The organism is Glycomyces sp. NPDC021274, assembly GCF_040641195.1.
Taxonomy (GTDB): Bacteria; Actinomycetota; Actinomycetes; order Mycobacteriales; family Micromonosporaceae; genus Glycomyces.
Genome location: NZ_JBFADC010000003.1, coordinates 372,140 through 390,998, shown reverse-complemented (window position 1 = coordinate 390,998; position 18,859 = coordinate 372,140). Strand labels below are relative to the sequence as shown.

General features: G+C 70.9%; 15 protein-coding genes and 1 pseudogene. 10 read left to right on the top strand and 6 right to left on the bottom strand.

What is annotated here, in order from left to right; genetic code table 11:
- The first annotated feature begins 327 nt into the window (after window positions 1-327).
- Window positions 328-1,176 (top strand): dimethylargininase, encoded by an 849-nt coding sequence (gene ddaH, locus AB0I03_RS09345; protein ID WP_360409092.1) that lies wholly within the window; start codon window positions 328-330, stop codon window positions 1,174-1,176.
- A gap of 164 nt (window positions 1,177-1,340) precedes the next feature.
- Here ddaH and AB0I03_RS09340 read toward each other — a convergent pair whose 3' ends face one another.
- Together AB0I03_RS09340 and AB0I03_RS09335 are read right to left on the bottom strand one after the other, a co-directional pair.
- Window positions 1,341-2,168 (bottom strand): hypothetical protein, encoded by an 828-nt coding sequence (locus tag AB0I03_RS09340; RefSeq protein WP_360409089.1) that lies wholly within the window; start codon window positions 2,166-2,168, stop codon window positions 1,341-1,343.
- A 150-nt stretch (window positions 2,169-2,318) separates the two neighbouring features.
- Window positions 2,319-3,059: a hypothetical protein gene (locus AB0I03_RS09335; RefSeq protein ID WP_360409086.1), complete on the bottom strand. Its 741-nt coding sequence runs from the start codon at window positions 3,057-3,059 to the stop codon at window positions 2,319-2,321.
- 190 nt (window positions 3,060-3,249) lie between these two features.
- On the opposite strand from AB0I03_RS09335, the gene pdhA reads away from it, so the two are divergent.
- The 8 genes from pdhA (at window position 3,250) to pstB (ending at window position 13,178) form a co-directional block, all read left to right on the top strand.
- Complete coding sequence (pdhA, locus tag AB0I03_RS09330) at window positions 3,250-4,428, top strand: pyruvate dehydrogenase (acetyl-transferring) E1 component subunit alpha (protein ID WP_360409083.1); 1,179 nt, start codon at window positions 3,250-3,252, stop codon at window positions 4,426-4,428.
- A complete protein-coding gene (locus AB0I03_RS09325; RefSeq protein ID WP_360409080.1) occupies window positions 4,425-5,399 on the top strand; it encodes an alpha-ketoacid dehydrogenase subunit beta in 975 nt (324 codons plus the stop codon). Before pdhA ends, AB0I03_RS09325 begins: the two co-directional genes overlap by 4 nt.
- A gap of 9 nt (window positions 5,400-5,408) precedes the next feature.
- Window positions 5,409-6,752, top strand: a complete 1,344-nt coding sequence (locus tag AB0I03_RS09320) for a dihydrolipoamide acetyltransferase family protein (protein ID WP_360409077.1) — start codon at window positions 5,409-5,411, stop codon at window positions 6,750-6,752.
- Between the two features lie 435 nt (window positions 6,753-7,187).
- Window positions 7,188-8,741 (top strand): hypothetical protein, encoded by a 1,554-nt coding sequence (locus tag AB0I03_RS09315; protein ID WP_360409074.1) that lies wholly within the window; start codon window positions 7,188-7,190, stop codon window positions 8,739-8,741.
- Between the two features lie 194 nt (window positions 8,742-8,935).
- Window positions 8,936-10,789, top strand: a complete 1,854-nt coding sequence (locus tag AB0I03_RS09310; protein WP_360409071.1) for an NHL domain-containing thioredoxin family protein — start codon at window positions 8,936-8,938, stop codon at window positions 10,787-10,789.
- A gap of 137 nt (window positions 10,790-10,926) precedes the next feature.
- Entirely contained in the window at window positions 10,927-11,115 is a 189-nt protein-coding gene (locus tag AB0I03_RS09305) for a hypothetical protein (RefSeq protein WP_360409068.1), read from the top strand.
- Window positions 11,116-11,291: 176 nt separating this feature from the next.
- Window positions 11,292-12,143 carry a hypothetical protein gene (locus AB0I03_RS09300; protein WP_360409065.1) on the top strand — a complete coding sequence of 284 codons (852 nt, stop codon included), beginning with the start codon at window positions 11,292-11,294 and terminating at the stop codon, window positions 12,141-12,143.
- A gap of 213 nt (window positions 12,144-12,356) precedes the next feature.
- Window positions 12,357-13,178: a phosphate ABC transporter ATP-binding protein PstB gene (gene pstB / locus AB0I03_RS09295; RefSeq protein WP_360409966.1), complete on the top strand. Its 822-nt coding sequence runs from the start codon at window positions 12,357-12,359 to the stop codon at window positions 13,176-13,178.
- Window positions 13,179-13,321: 143 nt separating this feature from the next.
- Here pstB and AB0I03_RS09290 read toward each other — a convergent pair whose 3' ends face one another.
- Both AB0I03_RS09290 and AB0I03_RS09285 read right to left on the bottom strand, forming a co-directional pair.
- Window positions 13,322-14,311 (bottom strand): hypothetical protein, encoded by a 990-nt coding sequence (locus tag AB0I03_RS09290; RefSeq protein ID WP_360409062.1) that lies wholly within the window; start codon window positions 14,309-14,311, stop codon window positions 13,322-13,324.
- Window positions 14,312-14,499: 188 nt separating this feature from the next.
- The gene (locus AB0I03_RS09285; RefSeq protein ID WP_360409059.1) at window positions 14,500-15,945 is read right to left on the bottom strand and encodes an aldehyde dehydrogenase family protein; all 1,446 of its coding nucleotides are present in this window, start codon (window positions 15,943-15,945) and stop codon (window positions 14,500-14,502) included.
- 190 nt (window positions 15,946-16,135) lie between these two features.
- On the opposite strand from AB0I03_RS09285, the gene AB0I03_RS09280 reads away from it, so the two are divergent.
- Window positions 16,136-16,852, top strand: a complete 717-nt coding sequence (locus tag AB0I03_RS09280; protein ID WP_360409056.1) for a hypothetical protein — start codon at window positions 16,136-16,138, stop codon at window positions 16,850-16,852.
- Between the two features lie 332 nt (window positions 16,853-17,184).
- On the opposite strand, the pseudogene AB0I03_RS09275 reads toward AB0I03_RS09280, so the two are convergent.
- Together AB0I03_RS09275 and AB0I03_RS09270 are read right to left on the bottom strand one after the other, a co-directional pair.
- Window positions 17,185-17,376 (bottom strand): annotated as a pseudogene (locus tag AB0I03_RS09275) (DUF3073 domain-containing protein); the annotation flags it as partial.
- A gap of 322 nt (window positions 17,377-17,698) precedes the next feature.
- Window positions 17,699-18,769, bottom strand: coding sequence for a Glu/Leu/Phe/Val dehydrogenase dimerization domain-containing protein (locus AB0I03_RS09270; RefSeq protein WP_360409053.1), 1,071 nt, complete (start codon window positions 18,767-18,769; stop codon window positions 17,699-17,701).
- Window positions 18,770-18,859 lie beyond the last annotated feature (90 nt).

Genomic DNA, 18,859 nt, shown 5'->3' with positions numbered 1-18,859 from the left:
AAGCCCGCCGGGAACCTTGGCGAGGGGCCCGAAATGTCCACGATCAGAATCTCCCGCGCTCATCGCAGGCAAGCACCCCGAGGCGCATCGGCGGTAGCGCAGCCGCAGCGATGCGCACCGACCGAGCGCTCTGAAGCGACCGTCAGGCAAGCGATCCGAGACCCCCGCCCGGCAAGACCGCCCGGGCGCCGAGGCGGCGGCGCAGCCGCCGCTGGAGCTGCCGCCTCGGCCGCTGCGACGTGCCTGGTGAGGCGTGTTGGTCACACTCCGGTGTGTCCTGGGCCCGCGGGTGGTGTGCGGGGGCTTCGGGCTGTCTAAACTCGCGCCATGGAGAAACACCGTTCTTCACCTGCCGCGGCGCCCGCGACCCGGTCGCCCGGCCGCCGCACGTACCTCATGTGCCGCCCCGCCTACTACGCGGTCGAGTACGCCATCAACCCTTGGATGGACACGACCGCCCCCGTCGACGCCACGCTCGCCTGCGCCCAGTGGGAAGCCCTGGCCGACGCCTACACCGCCCTCGGCCACGAGGTCATCACCATCGAGCCCGAGCCGGGCCTCCCCGACATGGTCTACTCCGCCAACGGCGCCTTCGTCGTCGACGGCATCGCCTACGGCGCGAGCTTCCGCCACCCCGAACGCCGCCCCGAGGCCGACGCCCACGAGAAGTGGTACCGCACCTCCGGTTGGACCTTCGCCGAGCCCGAGTTCATCAACGAGGGCGAAGGCGACTTCACCTACCTGCCCGCCCGCGAACTCATCCTCGCCGGCTGGGGCTTCCGCACGGACGCCCGCGCCCACGCCGAGGCCGCCGACGTGTTCGGCCGCCCCGTCGTCTCGCTGCGCCTGGTCGACCCGCGCTACTACCACCTCGACACCGCGCTCGCGCCCCTCGACGACGAGCGCATCGCCTACTACCCCGAGGCCTTCGCCCCGGGCAGCCGCCTGCTGCTCGAACGGCTCTTCCCCGACGCGGTGATCGCCGACGCCGAGGACGCCGCCGGGTTCGGTCTGAACTTCGTCTCGGACGGCCGCAACGTCGTGATCAACGCCGAGGCCACCGGTTTCGCCAAGAAGCTGCGCGACGCCGGGTACGAGACCGTCCCGGTCGACCTCTCCGAGCTCAAGAAGGGCGGCGGCTCCGTCAAGTGCTGCACTGCCGAACTGCGCCAGTGACGACCGGGCCGTAACGCCGAGAACCGACCGAGGGGCCGGTGAGCCAGCAAGCGCTGGTTCACCGGCCCCTCGGACTTCGGGGGGATCAAGTCGAGGATGCGAGCCGCGTCCTGCCGGGGCGTGCGAGTCGCCCGCGCCGCCCGCATCCGGATCTCAGCAGGGGTTCACGCGGCGGCCATGGTGGTCTCCCGGCCCGTCGGCTGGAAGCCGGCGGGCCGGGTCGGCGCGAGGCGCGGCCGGTTCGCGTTGATCGCGGTGTCGCGCACGGGAAGCTCGTCGGCCGCGACCACGGGCGGCAGGAACGAGCGCTGCGAAGTCCGCTGGAGGCGCTCCGGTGTGGCGGTGAAGCGGGGGTTCGGGGCGGGGAACGGGCTCGTGGGGTGGACGGCGCCGACCGGCATCACCTCGGCCAGGGCGGTCCGCACGAGTGCGGTCCTCACGAGCGAGACGGTGTCCTCGGTGCGCTCCAGGGCAGCCGTGTCCTCGACCAGGTCGAGGTCGGCGAACACCGACGAAGTGGCGAGACGGTCGGCCGCGGGCCGCGCGTCGGCCTTGGGACGGCGGAAAGCGCGCGCGAGCAGGGCGTCGATGCGCCAGACCCGCTTGGCGTGGGTCGCGGGCAGCCAGAAGTGCCAGCGGTGCGGCTCGGTGGCGCCGGGTCCTTCGAGGACGGTGAAGTTGAGTTCGACGCCGGGTCCGGCGGGGTCGGCCGACCAGCGGAGGTTCTCGATGGCGGCGACGGGTGCGTCGAGGCAGAGGCGGACGCGGCCGAGGAGCCGCGACTGGCGGGTGACGACCATGCGCTCGCCGGTGAGCATGAGGACGTGGTCGCCGCTGCCGAGTCCGTCGGAGCCGACGCAGCGGCTGAGGAGGGACACCTGGTCTCCGGAGCCGATGTTGCGGCGCAGGAGGGAGACGTGCCGGGTCAGTGCCGTCGAGGTCAGGCCCGCCTCGGCCGAGCAGGCGAGCATCGTGCGGGAGAAAAGGTCCATATGCTTGTACCCCACAGAAATCCGTGTGCGTTCGTCACTGCGACGCGCTCTCGGAAGGAGTAACGGCAATCCGCATATGCAAGTTACGGCTACGAGGTGGCCTTCCCCACAACTCACTCCTTCGGGCGAGTCGGGCTCAGTGAGCGGACTTCAGTTCTCGGTGCCGGGCGCGGGACCGGATTCGTGGTCCGACGCGAGGTCAGGGGCGGATTCGGGGTCGTCGGCGGCGGCCGGCGAGGCGGATTCGAGTTCGAGCTCCAGGTCGATGGAGGAATCGTCGAATTCGATGTCCAGTTCGATCTCGGGCAGCTCGTAGTCGCCGCGCGCGCGGTCGCCGTGGTCGTCGTCGCGCTCATCGTCATCGTCATCGTCGTCGTCCCGGCCGTGACCGCTGTCCCAGCCACAGTCCCAGTGTTCCTCCCAGCCGCCGTCCCATTGCGGCCCATCGGGTTCGTCTGCCTCATCGCGGCCGCATTCGTCCTCGCCGACCGGGACAAGCTGCGGCGGCGCGCTCGCCTCGGGGGCGGGATCGTCTTGGGGCACTTCAGGGGGCTCGAACGCTTCGACCTCGGCGTCCTGGAGCCGTTCGGCCCGGGGTTCGGCCGCGCTGATGCCGATCTGCGGCTCGGCGCCGGGGTCGGGATCGGCGGGGCCGACCGGTCCGTCGCCGCCGGCGCCGCCCGCGGGATCGGGCAGCTCATCGGCCTCGATGACCACGGTCTGCGGTTCGTAGTCGAGCGGTTCGGCGCCGTCGCCGCCGCCGTAGAGGTCCCTCGCGAAGGTCCACCCGATGAGGGAGAAGGACGCCACGGTCCCGGCGCTCACGCCGACCATGGCGAACCAGATGCCCACCGGCCAGCGTCCCCCCTGGTCGTTGCCTCTGCCGCGCAACGCGCGCTCCTTCCCGCCACCCCCGTGCGACGAAACGGCCGTTCAGGACCGATGATGTCGATGGCTCGACCGATCACTACTCTGCGTCAGTCTTCCGCCTCGAATAGTAATGGGGCGGCGGCTATGGCGCGCACCACCCAAGACTTTGGGATGCTTGGATACACCGGAATACGAATATGAGGAGGCATACATGGGCGACACACAGCGTCCTGCCAAGAAGACGGCCAAGAGCCGTCCGAAACCCGCCTCAACGAACGAACCAGCGTTCGTGCAACTGCTGACTCCGGAGGGTCAGCGCGTCAAGCATCCCGACTACGACCTCTCCCTCACCGACGACGAGTACCGCGGCCTCTACCGCGACCTCGTCATCACCCGCGAACTCGACGCCCAGGGCACCGCCCTGCAGCGCCAGGGCCAGCTCGGCCTCTGGCCGAGCCTCCTCGGCCAGGAGGCCGCCCAGGTCGGCTCCGGCCGGGCCCTCAAACCCCAGGACACGGTCTTCCCGGCCTACCGGGAACTCGGCGTCCAGTGGGCGCGCGGCGTCGACCTCATCTCGTCGTTCGCGCTCTTCCGCGGGACCGACCTCGGCGGGCGCGACGTCGCCGCCGACCGCTTCAACATGTACGCGATCGTGATCGCCTCCCAGACCCTGCACGCCGCCGGCTACGCCATGGGCATCGCCATGGACGGCGCGGTCGGCAACGAGGACGGCGAGGCCGTCGTGGTCTACCACGGCGACGGCGCGACCAGCGAAGGCGACTTCAACGAGGCGCTCATCTGGGCCGGGGTGTTCAACTCCCCGCTGGTGCTGTTCTGCCAGAACAACCAGTACGCCATCTCGGAGACGAACGCCCGCCAGTTCCGGCTGCCGCCGTACCGCCGCGCCGAGGGCTTCGGCGTCCCCGGGGTCCTGGTCGACGGCAACGACGTCCTCGCGACCTACGCCGTCACGAAGTGGGCGCTCGACCGCGCCCGCCGCGGCGAGGGCCCGAGCCTCGTGGAGGCCTACACCTACCGGATGCAGCCCCACACCACGTCCGACGACGCCACCCGCTACCGCGACGCGGCCGAACTGGACTTCTGGCGCGCGAAGGACCCGATCGTCCGCTACCGCAAGTGGCTGGACGCCGAGGGCCTTGCCGACGAGGCGTACTTCGCCGCCATCGACACCGAGGCGGGCGAACTCGTCCGCGAGCTGCGCGCCCGCGTGATGGCGCTGACCGACCCGGAGGTCGCCGAGATGTTCGACAACGTCTACGCCGAGATGCCGCCGGGCATCGCGGCCCAGCGCGCGGAGGCCCTCGAATTCCAGGCCTCCCTCGACGATGCCGCCAACGACGACGCCACCGAGGGGAGCGAGGTCCGATGACGACGATGACCATGGTGAAGGCGCTCAACGAGGGCCTGCGCCGCGTGCTCGAAGTCCAGCCGAAGTCGCTCGTCATGGGCGAGGACGTGGGCCGCCTCGGCGGCGTCTTCCGCGTCACCGACGGCCTGCAGAAGGACTTCGGGTCCGAGCGCATCATCGACACCCCGCTCGCGGAGTCCGGCATCATCGGCACCGCGATCGGCCTCGCGATGCGCGGCTACCGGCCGATCTGCGAGATCCAGTTCGACGGCTTCGTCTACCCCGCGTTCGACCAGCTCGTCTCCCAGCTCGCCAAGATCCCGAACCGCTCCGGCGGGCGCGTGCGCCTGCCCGTGGTCGTGCGCATCCCCTACGGCGGCGGCATCGGCGCGATCGAGCACCACTCGGAATCCCCCGAGGCGTACTTCGCGCACACCGCCGGCCTCAAGGTCGTCACCTGCGCGAACCCGAACGACGCCTACTGGATGATCCAGCAGGCCGCCGCCGGCGACGACCCGGTGATCTTCTTCGAACCCAAACGCCGCTACCAGGCCAAAGGCGACGTCGACACCGAGCGGTCCGAACTCGAGCTCTACCGCGCCCGCACCCTCCGCGAAGGCCGCACCGCGACCCTCATCGCGTACGGCCCCACCGTGGACGTGGCGGCGAACGCCGCCGCCGCGGCGGCCGAAGAGGGCCTGGACCTCGAGGTCATCGACCTGCGCTCGCTCTCCCCGATCGACTGGGAGCCGCTGTTCGCCTCGGTCCGCAAGACCGGCCGCGCCGTCGTCGTCCACGAGGCCCCCGGCAACATCGGCCTCGGCGCCGAAGTCGCCGCCCGAGTATCCGAGGAGTGCTTCTACTCCCTGGAGTCCCCCGTTCTTCGGGTGACCGGCTATGACGTCCCTTATCCGGCGAGCCGCCTCGAAGACGACTACCTTCCGAACTTGGACCGGGTGCTCGACGCAGTCGACCGGTCCCTCGAGTACTGAGGAGCGGACATGGGTCAGAGGATCACGTTCAACCTGCCCGACCTCGGTGAGGGACTCACCGAGGGCGAGGTCGCCGCATGGCTCGTGGAGCCGGGCGGCGAAGTCAAGCTCAACCAGCCGTTCGTGGAGGTCGAGACCGCCAAGGCCCTCGTCGAGGTGCCCAGCCCCTACGACGGGGTGCTCGCCGAGCACCACGCCGCAGCGGGCGAGACCATCGACGTCGGCAAGCCGCTCGCGAGCTTCGAGGTCGAAGGCGCCGTAGCGCCCCCGCCCGAGAAGAAGAAGGACGAGCGCACACCGAACCTCGTGGGGTACGGCGCGCGCGAAGCCGGCTCGAAGCGACGCAAGCGCCGCTCCGGCGAGGCACCAGAGGCCCCCTCGGCGGCGCTTGCGAGCCGCAAATCGGCAGAGGCTCCCGAACCGGCACCTGCGCCGGTCGCGCCTCCCGCACCCGCCCCGGCAGCCCCCGCGGCACCGTCCGGACCGGTGCTCGCCAAGCCCCCGGTGCGCAAGCTCGCCAAGGACCTCGGCATCGACCTCGCCTCACTCGTCCCCACCGGGCCGAACGGCACGGTCTCCAGGGCCGACGTCGAAGCGGCAGTCAGCGCCCCCGCGGTGGCCGCCGCACCGGCGAAGACCACCGCCTCGGCTGAGGACCAGCGCATCCCCATCAAGGGCGTCCGCAAGCTCACGGCGCAGAACATGGTCGCCTCCGCGTTCACCGCGCCGCACGCCACGGTGTTCCTCACCTGCGACGTCACCGGCATGATGGACACCGTCAAGGAGTTCAAGGGCCGCAAGGAGTTCGCCGACGTCAAGGTCACACCCCTGCTGTTCGTGGCCAAAGCGGTCCTCCTGGCCGCCCGCCGCCACCCGATGATCAACGCCCAGTGGGACGAAGCGGCCCAGGAGATCGTCGTCAAGCACGACGTCAACCTCGGCATCGCCGCCGCCACCCCGCGCGGCCTGGTCGTCCCGAACGTCAAGGCCGCCCAGGACCTGAGCCTGGTCGAACTCGCCGAGGCCCTCACCGCGCTGGCGCGCACCGCCCGCGAGGGGAAGACCTCGCCCGCCGACATGTCGGGCGGGACCATCTCGATCACCAACGTCGGCGTCTTCGGCATCGACACGGGCACCCCGATCCTCCCTCCGGGGGAGTCGGCGATCCTCGTGTTCGGCGCCGTCCGGCCGCAGCCGTGGGTGCACGAGGGCGCGATCGCCGTCCGCCAGGTGACCACGCTCGGACTGTCCTTCGACCACCGGCTCATCGACGGGGAACTCGGTTCGCAGTTCCTCGCCGACGTCGGCTCGTTCCTGCAGCACCCTGGGGAAACACTGCTCGCCTGGACGTGATCAAGGGCACCGATGAATCGTTGGCAGATCCCGGTGTTCGGTGTTGTAATTGAGGCACGGAAACAACGGGGAAACATATCTTCGAAGCTTCCGACCGCTTCAGGCAACTGGGGCCGCGAACTTTATCTCCTCCCATTGGTGCGGCGGACAGCGCCGAGTTCCCCGCACCATTGAGACCCTCTCCAGGGGGTTCTCACACCGGCCGGGTGCCGCGATTGCCATGAGGGGTGGGCAACCGCCGGCACCCGGCCTTTTCCGTACCCTCCACTCCCGAGCCCTCCCTGCGGCCGTCCTTTCGCGAGGCCCGCTTCCTCCCCGCCCACGCACGCCCGCTCAGTAACCCTGTCGAGTGACTGCGAGCGCCGCTGCGGTACCGTGTGACGCGTCTGGCGTGCCCCCAAGACGCCAGGCCGGAAGCAGCATTGAGGAGCAGCCGTGACCTCCGAGCAAGGCAACCCGCCTGAAAAGGGCGAGGGCAGCGAAGACCAGAACGCCGCCGGGCCGGTCCCCGAGACCGACGCCCAGGCGACCCCCGGACCGGTGACCGCCGACGACACCGCGGGCGCCGCACCCGAGAGCCCCGCTGCCGACGAGGGCGAGGCCGAGACCGCGCCCCGGGCCGAGGAGACCGCTCCCGCCGAGACGCCCGCAGCCCCCGCCGCCGAAGCCGCTCCGGAACCGCCGGCACCGGCCGAAGCCGCTCCCGAACCCCCGGCACCGGCCGAACCCGCCGCTCACGAAGCCCCCGCGGCCCCTTCGATCGACGAGGGCGCCACCGAGGCCATGCCGACGTCCGCGCTCGCGGACGCCGAGATCCCGGCCGCTCCCGCCGCCGACACGCCGGCTCCCGCGCCGGAACCCGAAGCGCCGCAGGCGGCCCCTGAAGCCCCGTCGGTCGACGACGGTGCCACGCAGGCCATCCCGACCTCCGGGTCGATCAGCATCGACATCCCGGCCGCTCCCGCCGCGGACAATGCGCCCGAGCAGATCGCCCCCGCCACCCCGGAACCGCCTGCCGCGCAGGCGACCCCGTCGGCACCGCAGTTCGACCGTCCTCAGTCTGACAGCCCGCAATCCGGCGGTGCCCAGTTCGATGACGACGGCACGCAGATCCTGCGCCTGGGCCCCTCGCAGCCGTCCTCCCCCGCGGCGCCGCCCGCTCCGGCCGCGGACCCGTACGAGGAGCGCACGCAGGTGCTGCCGCCCCAAGGCGCCTCGGGCTTCAACGCGCCCGCACCGTACGGCGAGCAGGCCGCGCAGTCGCCCGCCTCGGCGTGGCCTTCGCCGCCGCCGAACCCGCTGGCCGACCCGAACGCCGCCCAGCAGGCTCCCGCGCCGGCCCCGGCGCCGAGCCCGTACCAGCAGCCGAACGCGATGCAGCCCCCGCCGCCGGCCAACCCGTACGCGCAGCCGCAGTCGGCCTACCAGGCCCCGCCGCCGGCCGCTCCGCAGCCGTCGGCGCAGTCGGACGACACGCAGAAGCTCATCATCGGCGCGCACAACCCGTACAGCGAACCGCCGCCCGCGATGGGCTCGGGCTACGACCCGAACCAGTCGCAGCCGCAGGCCGGACCGTACTCGCAGCCGGGCATGCCGCCCGGCTCGGTCCCGCCCGGGCAGTTCGCGACGCCGCCGCCGCAGAGCGGCGGCTCGAAGAACAAGGTGATGATCCCGATCCTGGCGATCGTCGGCGTGCTGGTCCTGGCCGGGGCCGCCGTGGCCGTGTGGTTCCTGGTGCTCGCTCCGCCGACGTTCGAGGAGGGCGGCTGCGTCCGCCACACGAGCGGCGACCAGGCCGAGGCCATCGAATGCGCCGACGCCACGAACGGCGAGGACTACGAGATCGTGCAGAAGGTCAGCGATGGCCAGGAATGCGCCGACGCGGGCCGCGAGACCCTCACCGTCGGCGAGGACGTCTACTGCCTGTCCCTCCTCGGCGCCCCCGCCGAAGGCGAGGGCGGCGGCGAGCCGACCGACGAAGCTTCTTAGGACAGAACGCCCGATGGACCGTTAAATCACGATAAATCCGGTCTAAGGGACCCCTGGCACAAAAATACGCCGGGGGTACGACACGATTTCCGGGCCGACGGGGTGACCCCGTCGGCCCGATTCGTAATGTGAGGCCGCTTCAAATCCGGGCGTCACGCCAGTCCCTCGCACCCCGGTCGAGCTACGCTCGCCCGATGGACCAGGGCACCGCTTCCAGCGCATCCGGCACCGCCGCACCGAAGGCGAGCGCCGCGCAGCCGAAAGCCCAGTCCCGCGTCCGCGCCGCCGAACTCGTCGGCCGCGGCTGGCTCAACACCGGCGGCCGGAGCCTCGACCTCCAGAGCCTCCGCGGCAAGGTCGCGGTCCTCGACTTCTGGACCTTCTGCTGCATCAACTGCCTGCACGTCCTCGACGAGCTCCGCCCGCTCGAGGAGCGGTACGGCGACGCGCTCGTCATCATCGGCGTCCACTCCCCGAAGTTCGAGCACGAGCGCGACCCGCAGGCCCTCGCCGCGGCCGTCGAGCGCTACGGCGTCGAGCACCCCGTCCTCGACGACCCCGACCTCAAGACCTGGGACGCCTACGCCGCCCGCGCGTGGCCCACCCTCGTCGTCATCGACCCCGAGGGCTACGTCGTGTCCACCATGGCCGGTGAAGGCCACGTGGAGGCCCTCGACGCGATCATCGGCGACCTCGTCGCGACCCACACCGCCCGCGGCACCCTCGAACCCGAAGGCAGCCCGTACGTGGCCGCCCCGCCCGCCGAGACCCTGCTCCGCTTCCCCGGCAAGGCGATCGAGCTGCCCGGCGGCGACGTGCTCGTCGCCGACTCGGCCCGCCACCGCCTCGTCCGCCTCGCGCCGGATCTCGAAACGGTCGTCCAGGCCATCGGCACCGGGACGCGCGGCAGCGCCGACGGCGTCGAACCGCAGTTCAACGAACCCCAGGGCCTCGCGCTCCTGCCCGCCGCGGTCGCGGCCGAGGCCGGGTACGACCTCGTCGTCGCCGACACCGTGAACCACCTCCTGCGCGGCGTCCGCCTCGCCGACGGGGCGGTCACCACCGTCGCCGGGACCGGCAGGCAGTGGCGCATGGACAACGGCACCACGGCCGCCCTCGACGTCGACCTCTCCTCCCCCTGGGACCTCGCCTGGTTCGAGGACAAGCTGGTCGTCGCCATGGCCGGGATCCACCAGCTCTGGTACTTCGACCCGCTCGCCCGCACCGCGGGCGTCTACGCCGGCACCACCGTCGAGAGCCTCAAAGACGGCGCGCTGGAGCAGGTCTGGATGGCCCAGCCCTCCGGCCTCGCCGCCGCCGGCGACCGGCTCTGGCTCGTCGACTCCGAGACCTCCGCCCTCCGCTACGTCGAGAACGGGACGATGCACACCGCGGTCGGCCAGGGGCTCTTCGACTTCGGGCACGTGGACGGCCCCGCCGCGGACGCCCTCATGCAGCACCCGCTCGGCCTCGCCGCGCTCCCCGACGGGCGCATCGCCGTCGCCGACACCTACAACGGCGCGCTGCGGGCCTACGACCCGCAGACCGCGACCGTGTCCACGCTCGCCGCGGGCCTCGCCGAGCCCAGCGACGTGCTCGTCCTGGACGGAACGGTCTGGGTGGTCGAATCGGCCGCCCACCGCCTCACCGCCCCCGACCTCGGCGAGGCCGCCGTCTCCGGGCAACACCACCGCGTCACCCGCAAGCGCACCAAGGTCGCCCCCGGCGCACTGCGCCTCGAAGTGCTGTTCGCGCCGGCCGCGGGCCAGAAGCTCGACTACACCTTCGGCTCCCCGATCCAGGTCACCGTCTCGGCCGACCCGCCCCAGCTCCTCGCCGCGGGCGCGGGCAAGGGCGAGGAGCTCGGCCGCGACCTCGTGCTCGCGGACGGCATCGAACAGGGCGTCCTGCAGGTGGTCGCCCAGGCCGCGACCTGCGACGCCGAGGCCGAGCACCCCGCGTGCCACCTCACCCGCCAGGACTGGGGCGTGCCCGTGGCGATCGCCGAGGACGGCGTCTCGACACTGCGCCTAGTGCTCCGCGCCTGACCCCCGGACGGGTGTGATCTGCTGCGGCAGCAGGTATTTCGCCTGCCCGTCGCGTGTCATGAATCCGTGCTTCGCTCATTGCGCATTACGTTGTTCGGATCGCACTCGATGCACGTCCTATCAGGGAGGAAACCGCTGTGACCTTGGCGCCGGTGGAAGAACGCTACTCCGAGTACGAGCACTGGCTGGTGCTCAACGCCGCCGATCAGATCGTCACCGTGGGCAAGCTGCTGGAGCAGCAGGTCCGCACCCTCGAGTACCTCACCCCCGAGTACGCCGGCAGCCTCGCCGACTTCGAGCCCGACCTCACCCGCCTGAACGGCTAGCGAGGGCCGTCCCGGCGCCGCACGCTCGCGCGAGCACGCCGCAATCGGGCACGCAACGGGCACTGAGCGACTCCTGGCGTCACCGCGCCGGGACGGCCCCTCCGCACCAGTACGCTGAAAGCGAAGTCGCGCCCCAGCGGCGCGGCGGCGTCGCACCGCGCTGATACCGTCGATGGGTGGAATCTTTCGAGAGGCCCTTCGGCGACGAGTCCGGCCCCGTCCAAGCCCCGATGCACCCCGCGTGGATCCGCATCATGCCGTGCAGCATCGAGTTGTTCCGCACTGTTCCTTCCGTGAATCCGTTCCCCGCGAGCTGGTGGGCGGACGCCTTCCCCGAGGACGACATCTGGAACGAACCCGTCTGGTGCGACCCGGGCGACGTCGACGACTGGATCGCCGAAGCCTCCGAGCACCACCTGGGCGCGTCCCAGGAGGTCATCGAGAAGGAGGCCCGCGAGGAGTACGACCGGGCCACCGCCGAGCGCAGCGAGCGCATCGACACCTTCACCACCCACTGCCGCCGCGCGGGCCTGCCCGTGCCGCACACCGTGCGCGACCTGCTGGAGTTCCTCCTCGCCTTGGGCCTGTACCGCTCCGAGATGCGCGAGGGGAAGCTGTACGTCGCGCCGCTGCTGTACATCAACCCGTTCGACGTGCTCGCGTTCGACAAGGTCGAGGCGATCGAGGAGGCCGCCGACCAGCGCGGGGACCTCGAGGAGCTCACTGCGATCGCGATCCGCCGCGTCGGCGGGATCGACTACGAGTTCGACGAGGAAGGGCGCTTCACCCTGCCCGGCGGCGCGAAGTCGGCCACCGTGCAGGTGAGTCTGGCGGCGCTCGCGGAGGACGCGGGCGTCCCGGCCCCGGTGATCCGCGGGATGCTCATGGAGCTCGCCGAGGACGGGGACGTGGCCGGTTCGGTGGACCTCGGCCAGGTCGGGGTCGCGGAGGAGTTCACGCTCACCGCCTCCGACGACCTGCTCGGCGGCTACCCGAACGACGAGCTGCTGCCGCCCGAACACGCCTGATCCGCCCGTTCCGGCCGTTCAGCGCCGTATTTGAACGTTATCTGGACGGTTGCGACCGGGCCCGCACTGCATTCACTCTCAGTTCACCTTCACGTTCACCTGCGTGCACCTCCATGGCGTTCCATGAGGACAGAACACGTTAACGGCGGTTGACATTCGGTGATAGGAGTTCGCGTGACCGTGAACGAGACTGGTACCCGCGCCAAGGCGCCTCTGACGGGCCTCGCCCCGCAGGGACGCGTCGGCACCCCCACGCAGACCGAGACGGTCATCGACATCAAGGGCGTCGACATCCACTACGGCAAGGCGCACGCGGTCCGCGGCGTCTCCCTGCCCGTCGCGCGCAACCAGATCACCGCGATGATCGGTCCTTCCGGCTGCGGCAAGTCCACGGTGCTGCGCTCGATCAACCGCATGAACGACCTCATCCCGGGCGCGAAGGTCACCGGGAGCATCTCCTTCCACGGCCAGGACATCTACGCCTCGGGCGTCGACCCGATCGCGGTCCGCCGCCACATCGGCATGGTGTTCCAGAAGGCCAACCCGTTCCCGAAGTCGATCTTCGACAACGTCGCGTACGGCCTGCGGATCAACGGCATGAAGGACAACCTGGCCGACCGCGTCGAGCAGGCGCTCCGCGGTGCCGCGCTGTGGGACGAGGTCAAGGACAACCTCAAGAAGAGCGCCCTGGCGCTCTCGGGCGGGCAGCAGCAGCGCCTGTGCATCGCCCGCGCGATCGCCGTGCAGCCGGAGGTCCTGCTGATGGACGAGCCGTGCTCGGCGCTCGACCCGATCGCGACCGCTCGCATCGAGGAGCTCATGAGCGAGCTGGTGCGCGACTACACGATCGTGATCGTCACGCACAACATGCAGCAGGCCGCGCGCGTCTCCGACTCGACGGCGTTCTTCTCCGCGGCGGTCGACGACGCGGGCGAGCGCTACGGCTTCCTCGTCGAGTTCGACGAGACCCAGCGCCTGTTCTCGAATCCGTCCGACTCGCGCACCGAGGACTACATCACCGGCCGCTTCGGCTAGGCCGGAACGGGTACCTACGGCGGCGCGTTCGAGGGGTTCGCGCCGCCGTTCCCGTACCCGGCGGGCGCAGTGAGCGCTCAGCGCAGTGAACATCAGTGCAGCAAGCAGCGGGGCGGCCGACCGGCCGCCCCGCTGCGCTGTGTCTAGACGTCGTTGCCGCAGAGGATGCCGTAGGTGCGGCCCTCGCCGTCGATCATCTCCCAGTACCAGTCGGTGCCGCAGTTCGTGCCCTGCGCTTCGGCGTCCTCGTCGCTCATGTCGGCGACGGGCTCGTCGAACATGATGGTGTCGACGACGGTGTAGAGCGCCAGGTCGGAGCTGCAGTCGACGGACCACCAGCTGGTGCTGTCGTCGAAGCAGTCGCCGATGTCGGGCATGATCGGCATGTGGCCGGGCTCTTCGGGGTCGGGGTTGCCGACGGCCTTGAGGCAGTAGAGCGAGTCGAGGTTGCCGGGGAGGTAGACGTAGTCGAACTTCGTCCAGGCCTCGCCGAGGACGTTGGTGCCCCAGCCGTCGCCGCACATGGCGTAGACCGGCGCGGTGTCGATGATGTTGCCCTCCTCGTCCACGGCGATGTCGGCGACGTCGTAGGACTGGGCGGTGATCTCCCAGAACGCCGTGGCGTCGGAGCATTCGACGAGCGGCCCGAGGCCGCTGCCGTCGACGTCCGACTCGTACGGGAGGCACTTGCCGACCTCGGAACCGGTCTCCTCGGCGGGCGTGGTCGCGTCCGTGTCGGGGGTGTTGTCGTTCTCGGAGGCGGACGGGGTGGTGTCGCCGCCGCCTTCGGCCGTGTCGTCGTCCTTCTTGTCCTGGAAGTTCATCGTGACGAGGAGGACGGCGCCGAGCACGAGGACGGTGACGCCGACGACGATGCTGCCGATGAGCCCGAGGTTGCGCTTCGGCGGTTCGGGCGGGAGGAACTGCCCGCCGTAGGGGGAGCCGGGGTCCTGGCCGTGCGGGGGCTGCCCTCCGCCGCCGCTGTAGGGCGGCTGTCCGCCGCCGGCGCCGTAGGACGGCTGCTGCGGCTGGCTGCCGTACGGGTTCTGGCCGCCGCTGTAGGGCGACTGGTATCCGTAGCCGGGGGTCTGCGGCTGCTCCGGGGGAGGACCGTAGTTCGGAGGGACAGTCATGTTGCCACGCTATAGGGGCTTGTCAACCTTCCGCCGATTCGGGGTCGGCGACGAGTAAGGAATGTCGCAGCTCAGCGGCGACCCCTGTGGCCGAACGGACCCGCACGTCACCGGTGCGAGGTCCAGCCCCCGGCGGCGGTTTCGGGCCCGGCCGTGGCCGCCGGTGCCCGGCCGCCCGAATCAGCGGCTCAAAGAGTGTCCGGAAGGACGAGCACGCGTTCGACCGTGTAGTCCTCCATGGCCGACCGAACGCCCTCGCGCCCTACCCCTGAGCCCTTGACCCCGCCGTACGGCATCTGGTCGGCCCGGAACGAGGGCACGTCGCCGATGATGACGCCGCCCATGTCGAGGGTGCGGTGGGCGAGCATCGCCTGCGGCAGGTTCTCGGTGAAGACCCCGGCCTGCAGCCCGTAGCGCGAGTCGTTCACGGCGTTGAGCCCGTCTTCGAAGCCGTCGACGCTGGCGAGCACGAGCACCGGCCCGAAGACCTCCTCGCGCAGGACCTTCGCGTCCGGGCGCACGTTCGCGAGCACGGTGGGCTCGATGAGCGAGCCTTCGCGCGGGGTGCCGCCGCACAGGACCTTCGCGCCTTCGTCGACGGCCTCCTCGATCCACGCCTGGACGCGCTCGGCCGCCTCGGCGCTGATGAGCGGCCCGACCTTGCACGAGGGGTCGTTCGGGTCGCCCGACGGCAGGGCCTTGACCTGCTCGGTGATGCGGGCGGCCATGTCCGCGTAGGCGGGCGCCTCGATGAACACGCGCTGCACGGCGATGCACGACTGCCCGGCCTGGTAGTTCCCGAACATCGCGATCCGCTCGGCCGCCCAGTCCCGCTTCGGGTAGTCGGCGCAGACGAGGACTGCGGCGTTGCCGCCGAGTTCGAGGGTCACGTGCTTGTCGGGGATGCGGCGCAGTATCTGCTTGCCCACGGGCCCGGAGCCGGTGAACGAGACGACCGGCAGGCGCGGGTCGTCCACGAGCTGCTCGGCCCGGTGGTTCGGGACCGGCAGGACGGAGAGCATCGCGGGCGGCAGGTCCGTCTCGGAGAACAGGGCCCCGAGGTGGAGCGCGGAGAGCGGGGTCGCGGGGGCGGGCTTGACGACGATCGGGCAGCCGGCGGCGATGGCCGGGGCGACCTTGTGCGCGACCAGGTTGAGCGGGAAGTTGAACGGGGAGATGCCGAGCACGGGCCCGCGCGGGAAGCGTCGTACGAGCGCCATCCGGCCTTCGGCGGCCGCGTCCGTGTCGAGCCGCTGCACGTCGCCGACGAACCGCCGGGCCTCTTCGGCGGCCCACCGGAACGTGGAGACCGCGCGCCGCACTTCGACGCGCGCCCACGCGATCGGCTTGCCCGATTCGGCGGTGATGAGCTCCGCGCAGGTCTCGGCCTCCTCGTCGAGGCGGCGGCGCACGTGTTCGAGGGCCTCGGCCCGCACATGCGCGGGCAGGGACGCGCATTCGCGCGCGGCTCCGGAGGCGGCGGCCACGGCGGCCTCCACCTGCCCGGCGGTCGCCCACGAGGTGGCGCCCACAGGGGACTCGTCGTAGGGGTGGGTGACGAAGAACTCCTCCTCGCCGTGCTGCGGACGGCCTGCCACCCAAATAGGCGAAACGGGACGGAGACGTTGCGACATGCTTCCAGCCTACGGGTTCGAGCGTGTGCGGCGCTGCGGTTGGGGCCCGCGAATCCGGATCGCACTGCTGGGCCGCGTGATCGAAAGCGACCGGACCGGGTCGCGCCCCGCGTCGACCGTCTCGGCCGCGCTGCGTCCGCGTTTCGCAACCCGGGTGCGTCCATTTGCCCGCTCAAGGCATGATGAGGACATGAGTGAACAGCAACAAGGTGCGGGGTATCCGCAGCAGCCGACCTCCGGCCAGCCCCAACAGCAGGCGTACCCCCAGGCGCCCTACGCCTCGCCGCAGGCGCAGTACCAGGCACAGCAGCAGTATGCGGCCTACGCCCCCCCGGCCCCGTCGCTGTTCGACAAGCTCGGCGTGCCGTCCATGCCCGCGATCCTCGGCCTCTCGGGCCTGGGCGCGCTGGTCCTGGCCGGGCTCATCGCCGGCACGAGCTCCGGCGGCTCCGACGAGTTCGGCGACGGCACGGTGCTCTCCGGCTTCGTGCACGATGAACTCAGCTCGGGGGTCCTCTCGATCCTCGTGGCCGTCATCGCCCTGTTCGCTTTGACGCTGTTCGCCGGTGAGAAGCTGCGGATGCTCTGGAAGGCGCTCACCGTGGCCGGTGCGACGCTCTTCCTGGCGAAGCTCCTGTACACGATCTTGGCGCTCGGCGACGGCGACTCCGCCTCCGACCCTTCGGCCTGGATCGGCACGTTCTTCCTCGTGGCCGCCTACGGCCTGTTCGCCGCCGGTGCGGTCATGGTCCCCGGCTCGGCCGCCGCCGCCGCGCAGCCCGCCGGCCCGGCGCCCGCCGCGCCGCAGGGCTACCCGACCGGGCAGCAGCCCGCCGTGCAGCCGCAGGCCCCGCAGCCCGCTCCGGGGACCCAGCAGAACCCGTGGCCGCAGGCCCCGCAGCAGTAACCGCCCGAAAGCAGCCGAAGAGGCGGCGCGACCACTGGTCGCGCCGCCTCTTCTTGTCGTGCTCTTTGGCTGTGCATCCCGAAGTTGCAGACCCAGAAATCGTCCACACTCAACACGTGGTCCGGTATCCGAAGTCTTTGCTCCAGCACCTGGGGACCGGCTCGTGGGGGAGCGGACCTTCGGGTCGAGCGCAGGGGTCGCCGAGGCGGCTGCGCTCACTGGATATGGAGATTGCGGTAACGGTCGGGAGGGCCCGCCTGGTCGGCTCGTCGGAGCCGTCCGGCTAACTGCTTCTTAGGCGGGAGCCAGTCATCTTCACGGAGTTCGTCTTCGTCTCCGTCGTACCGATCGTCGGCGTAAGCGGCGTAAGGGTCCGGTTCCTTTTCAGGAGGCTCAATGTCCACCTCGTCCTGACGACCGCCCCCGAGTTCGCGCTCCAGCGCTCGGATGTCGGTGTTAGGCGTGTGGTACTTGAGCTTGCGGGCCACTTTGGTCTGCTTCGCCTTAGCTCGGCCTCGCCCCATGTTGGCTCGACCCCCTCGCACAGAAATCATCGGGGCAGCCAATAAGGTGCCCCGGAATGCTTGCAATCTCTTCGTGGCTCCTACGGTACAACCTTGGAGCGCAGGACTGCATCCCGGCCCATGAGTTGGGTGCCACAGATTACCGGCGATGACCACCAGACCGGGACGAACGACCGCTCGAATCGTGAGACGCGTTCTCGCTTTGCGGAGGCGTCCGACCACGTCTCGTGACTGCGAGTCCCCCCGGCGCGCACTGGTGCGCGCCGGGGGGACCGCAACCGGTTGATCGGCGCCGGACTGCCGGAACCGGTTCAGCGCCCGTTCAGTTGAAGAGCCTTACGCGCTGGAGGCGGCCGACGGCGGCCATGCGCTCCTCGGCCATGGCGTCCGCGGCGGCGACGGGGGTCGTGCCCTCGCCCTTGGCCCGCTCCAGGATCCGCGAGGTGGTCGCGAAGATCCCGGCGGTGCGCCGCTCGGCCCGTTTGAAGTCGAACGCGCCGTCGTACTCGTCGGCGACCTGGATGACCCCGCCCGAGTTGACCACGTAGTCGGGGCAGTACAGGATGCCGGCCCGGTCGAGCTCGGCCGCGACGCCCGCCTCGGCCAGCTGGTTGTTCGCCGCACCGCACACGATCTCGGCGTCGAGGGTCTTCAGCGACCGCTCGTTGAGGACCCCGCCGAGGGCGCAGGGCGCGTAGATGTGGATGCCCGAGGCGATGAGCTCGTCGGCGTCCGCGACGATCCGCACCTGTGGGTGGTGGTGCTTCGCCCAGTCGATCGCGGCCTGGCTCACGTCGCAGGCGACGACCTCGGCCCCGGCCTCGAGCAGGTGCGGGATGAGGTGGCGCCCGACCTTGCCGAGCCCGGCCACGCCCACAGTGCGCCCGGCCAGGTCCACTGCGCCCCACCGGTGCTGGGCCGCGGCCCGCATCCCCTGGAACACGCCGAACGCGGTGAGGATCGAGGAGTCCCCCGCCCCGCCGGCCTCCGGGCTGCGCCCGCTCACGTGCCGCGTCTCGCGCGCGACGTGGTCCATGTCCTCGACGTACGTGCCCACATCGCAGGCGGTCACGTAGCGGCCGTGCAGCGACTCCACGAAGCGGCCGTAGGCGCGCAGCAGCGCCTCGCTCTTGTCCGTGGCCGGGTCGCCCCAGATGACGGCCTTGCCGCCGCCGTGGTCGAGCCCCGCGATCGCATTCTTGTAGGCCATGCCCTCCGAGAGGTGCAGCACGTCCTGGAGGGCCTCCTCCTCGGAGGCGTAGGGGTAGAAGCGGGTGCCGCCGAGGGCCGGACCGAGGGCGGTGGAGTAGATCGCGATGATCGCGCGCAGCCCCGAATCGGGGTCGTGGCAGAACACGACCTGCTCGTGGCCGCTGCCGTCGAAGATGCTCATGGCTTGCTCTCCAGTTCTTCTCGCGGGGGTGTCCCTGCGCCGCCGTCGCTGCGGGCACCACCCAGGGGGCGGCCGGGTCTCGGCCGACAC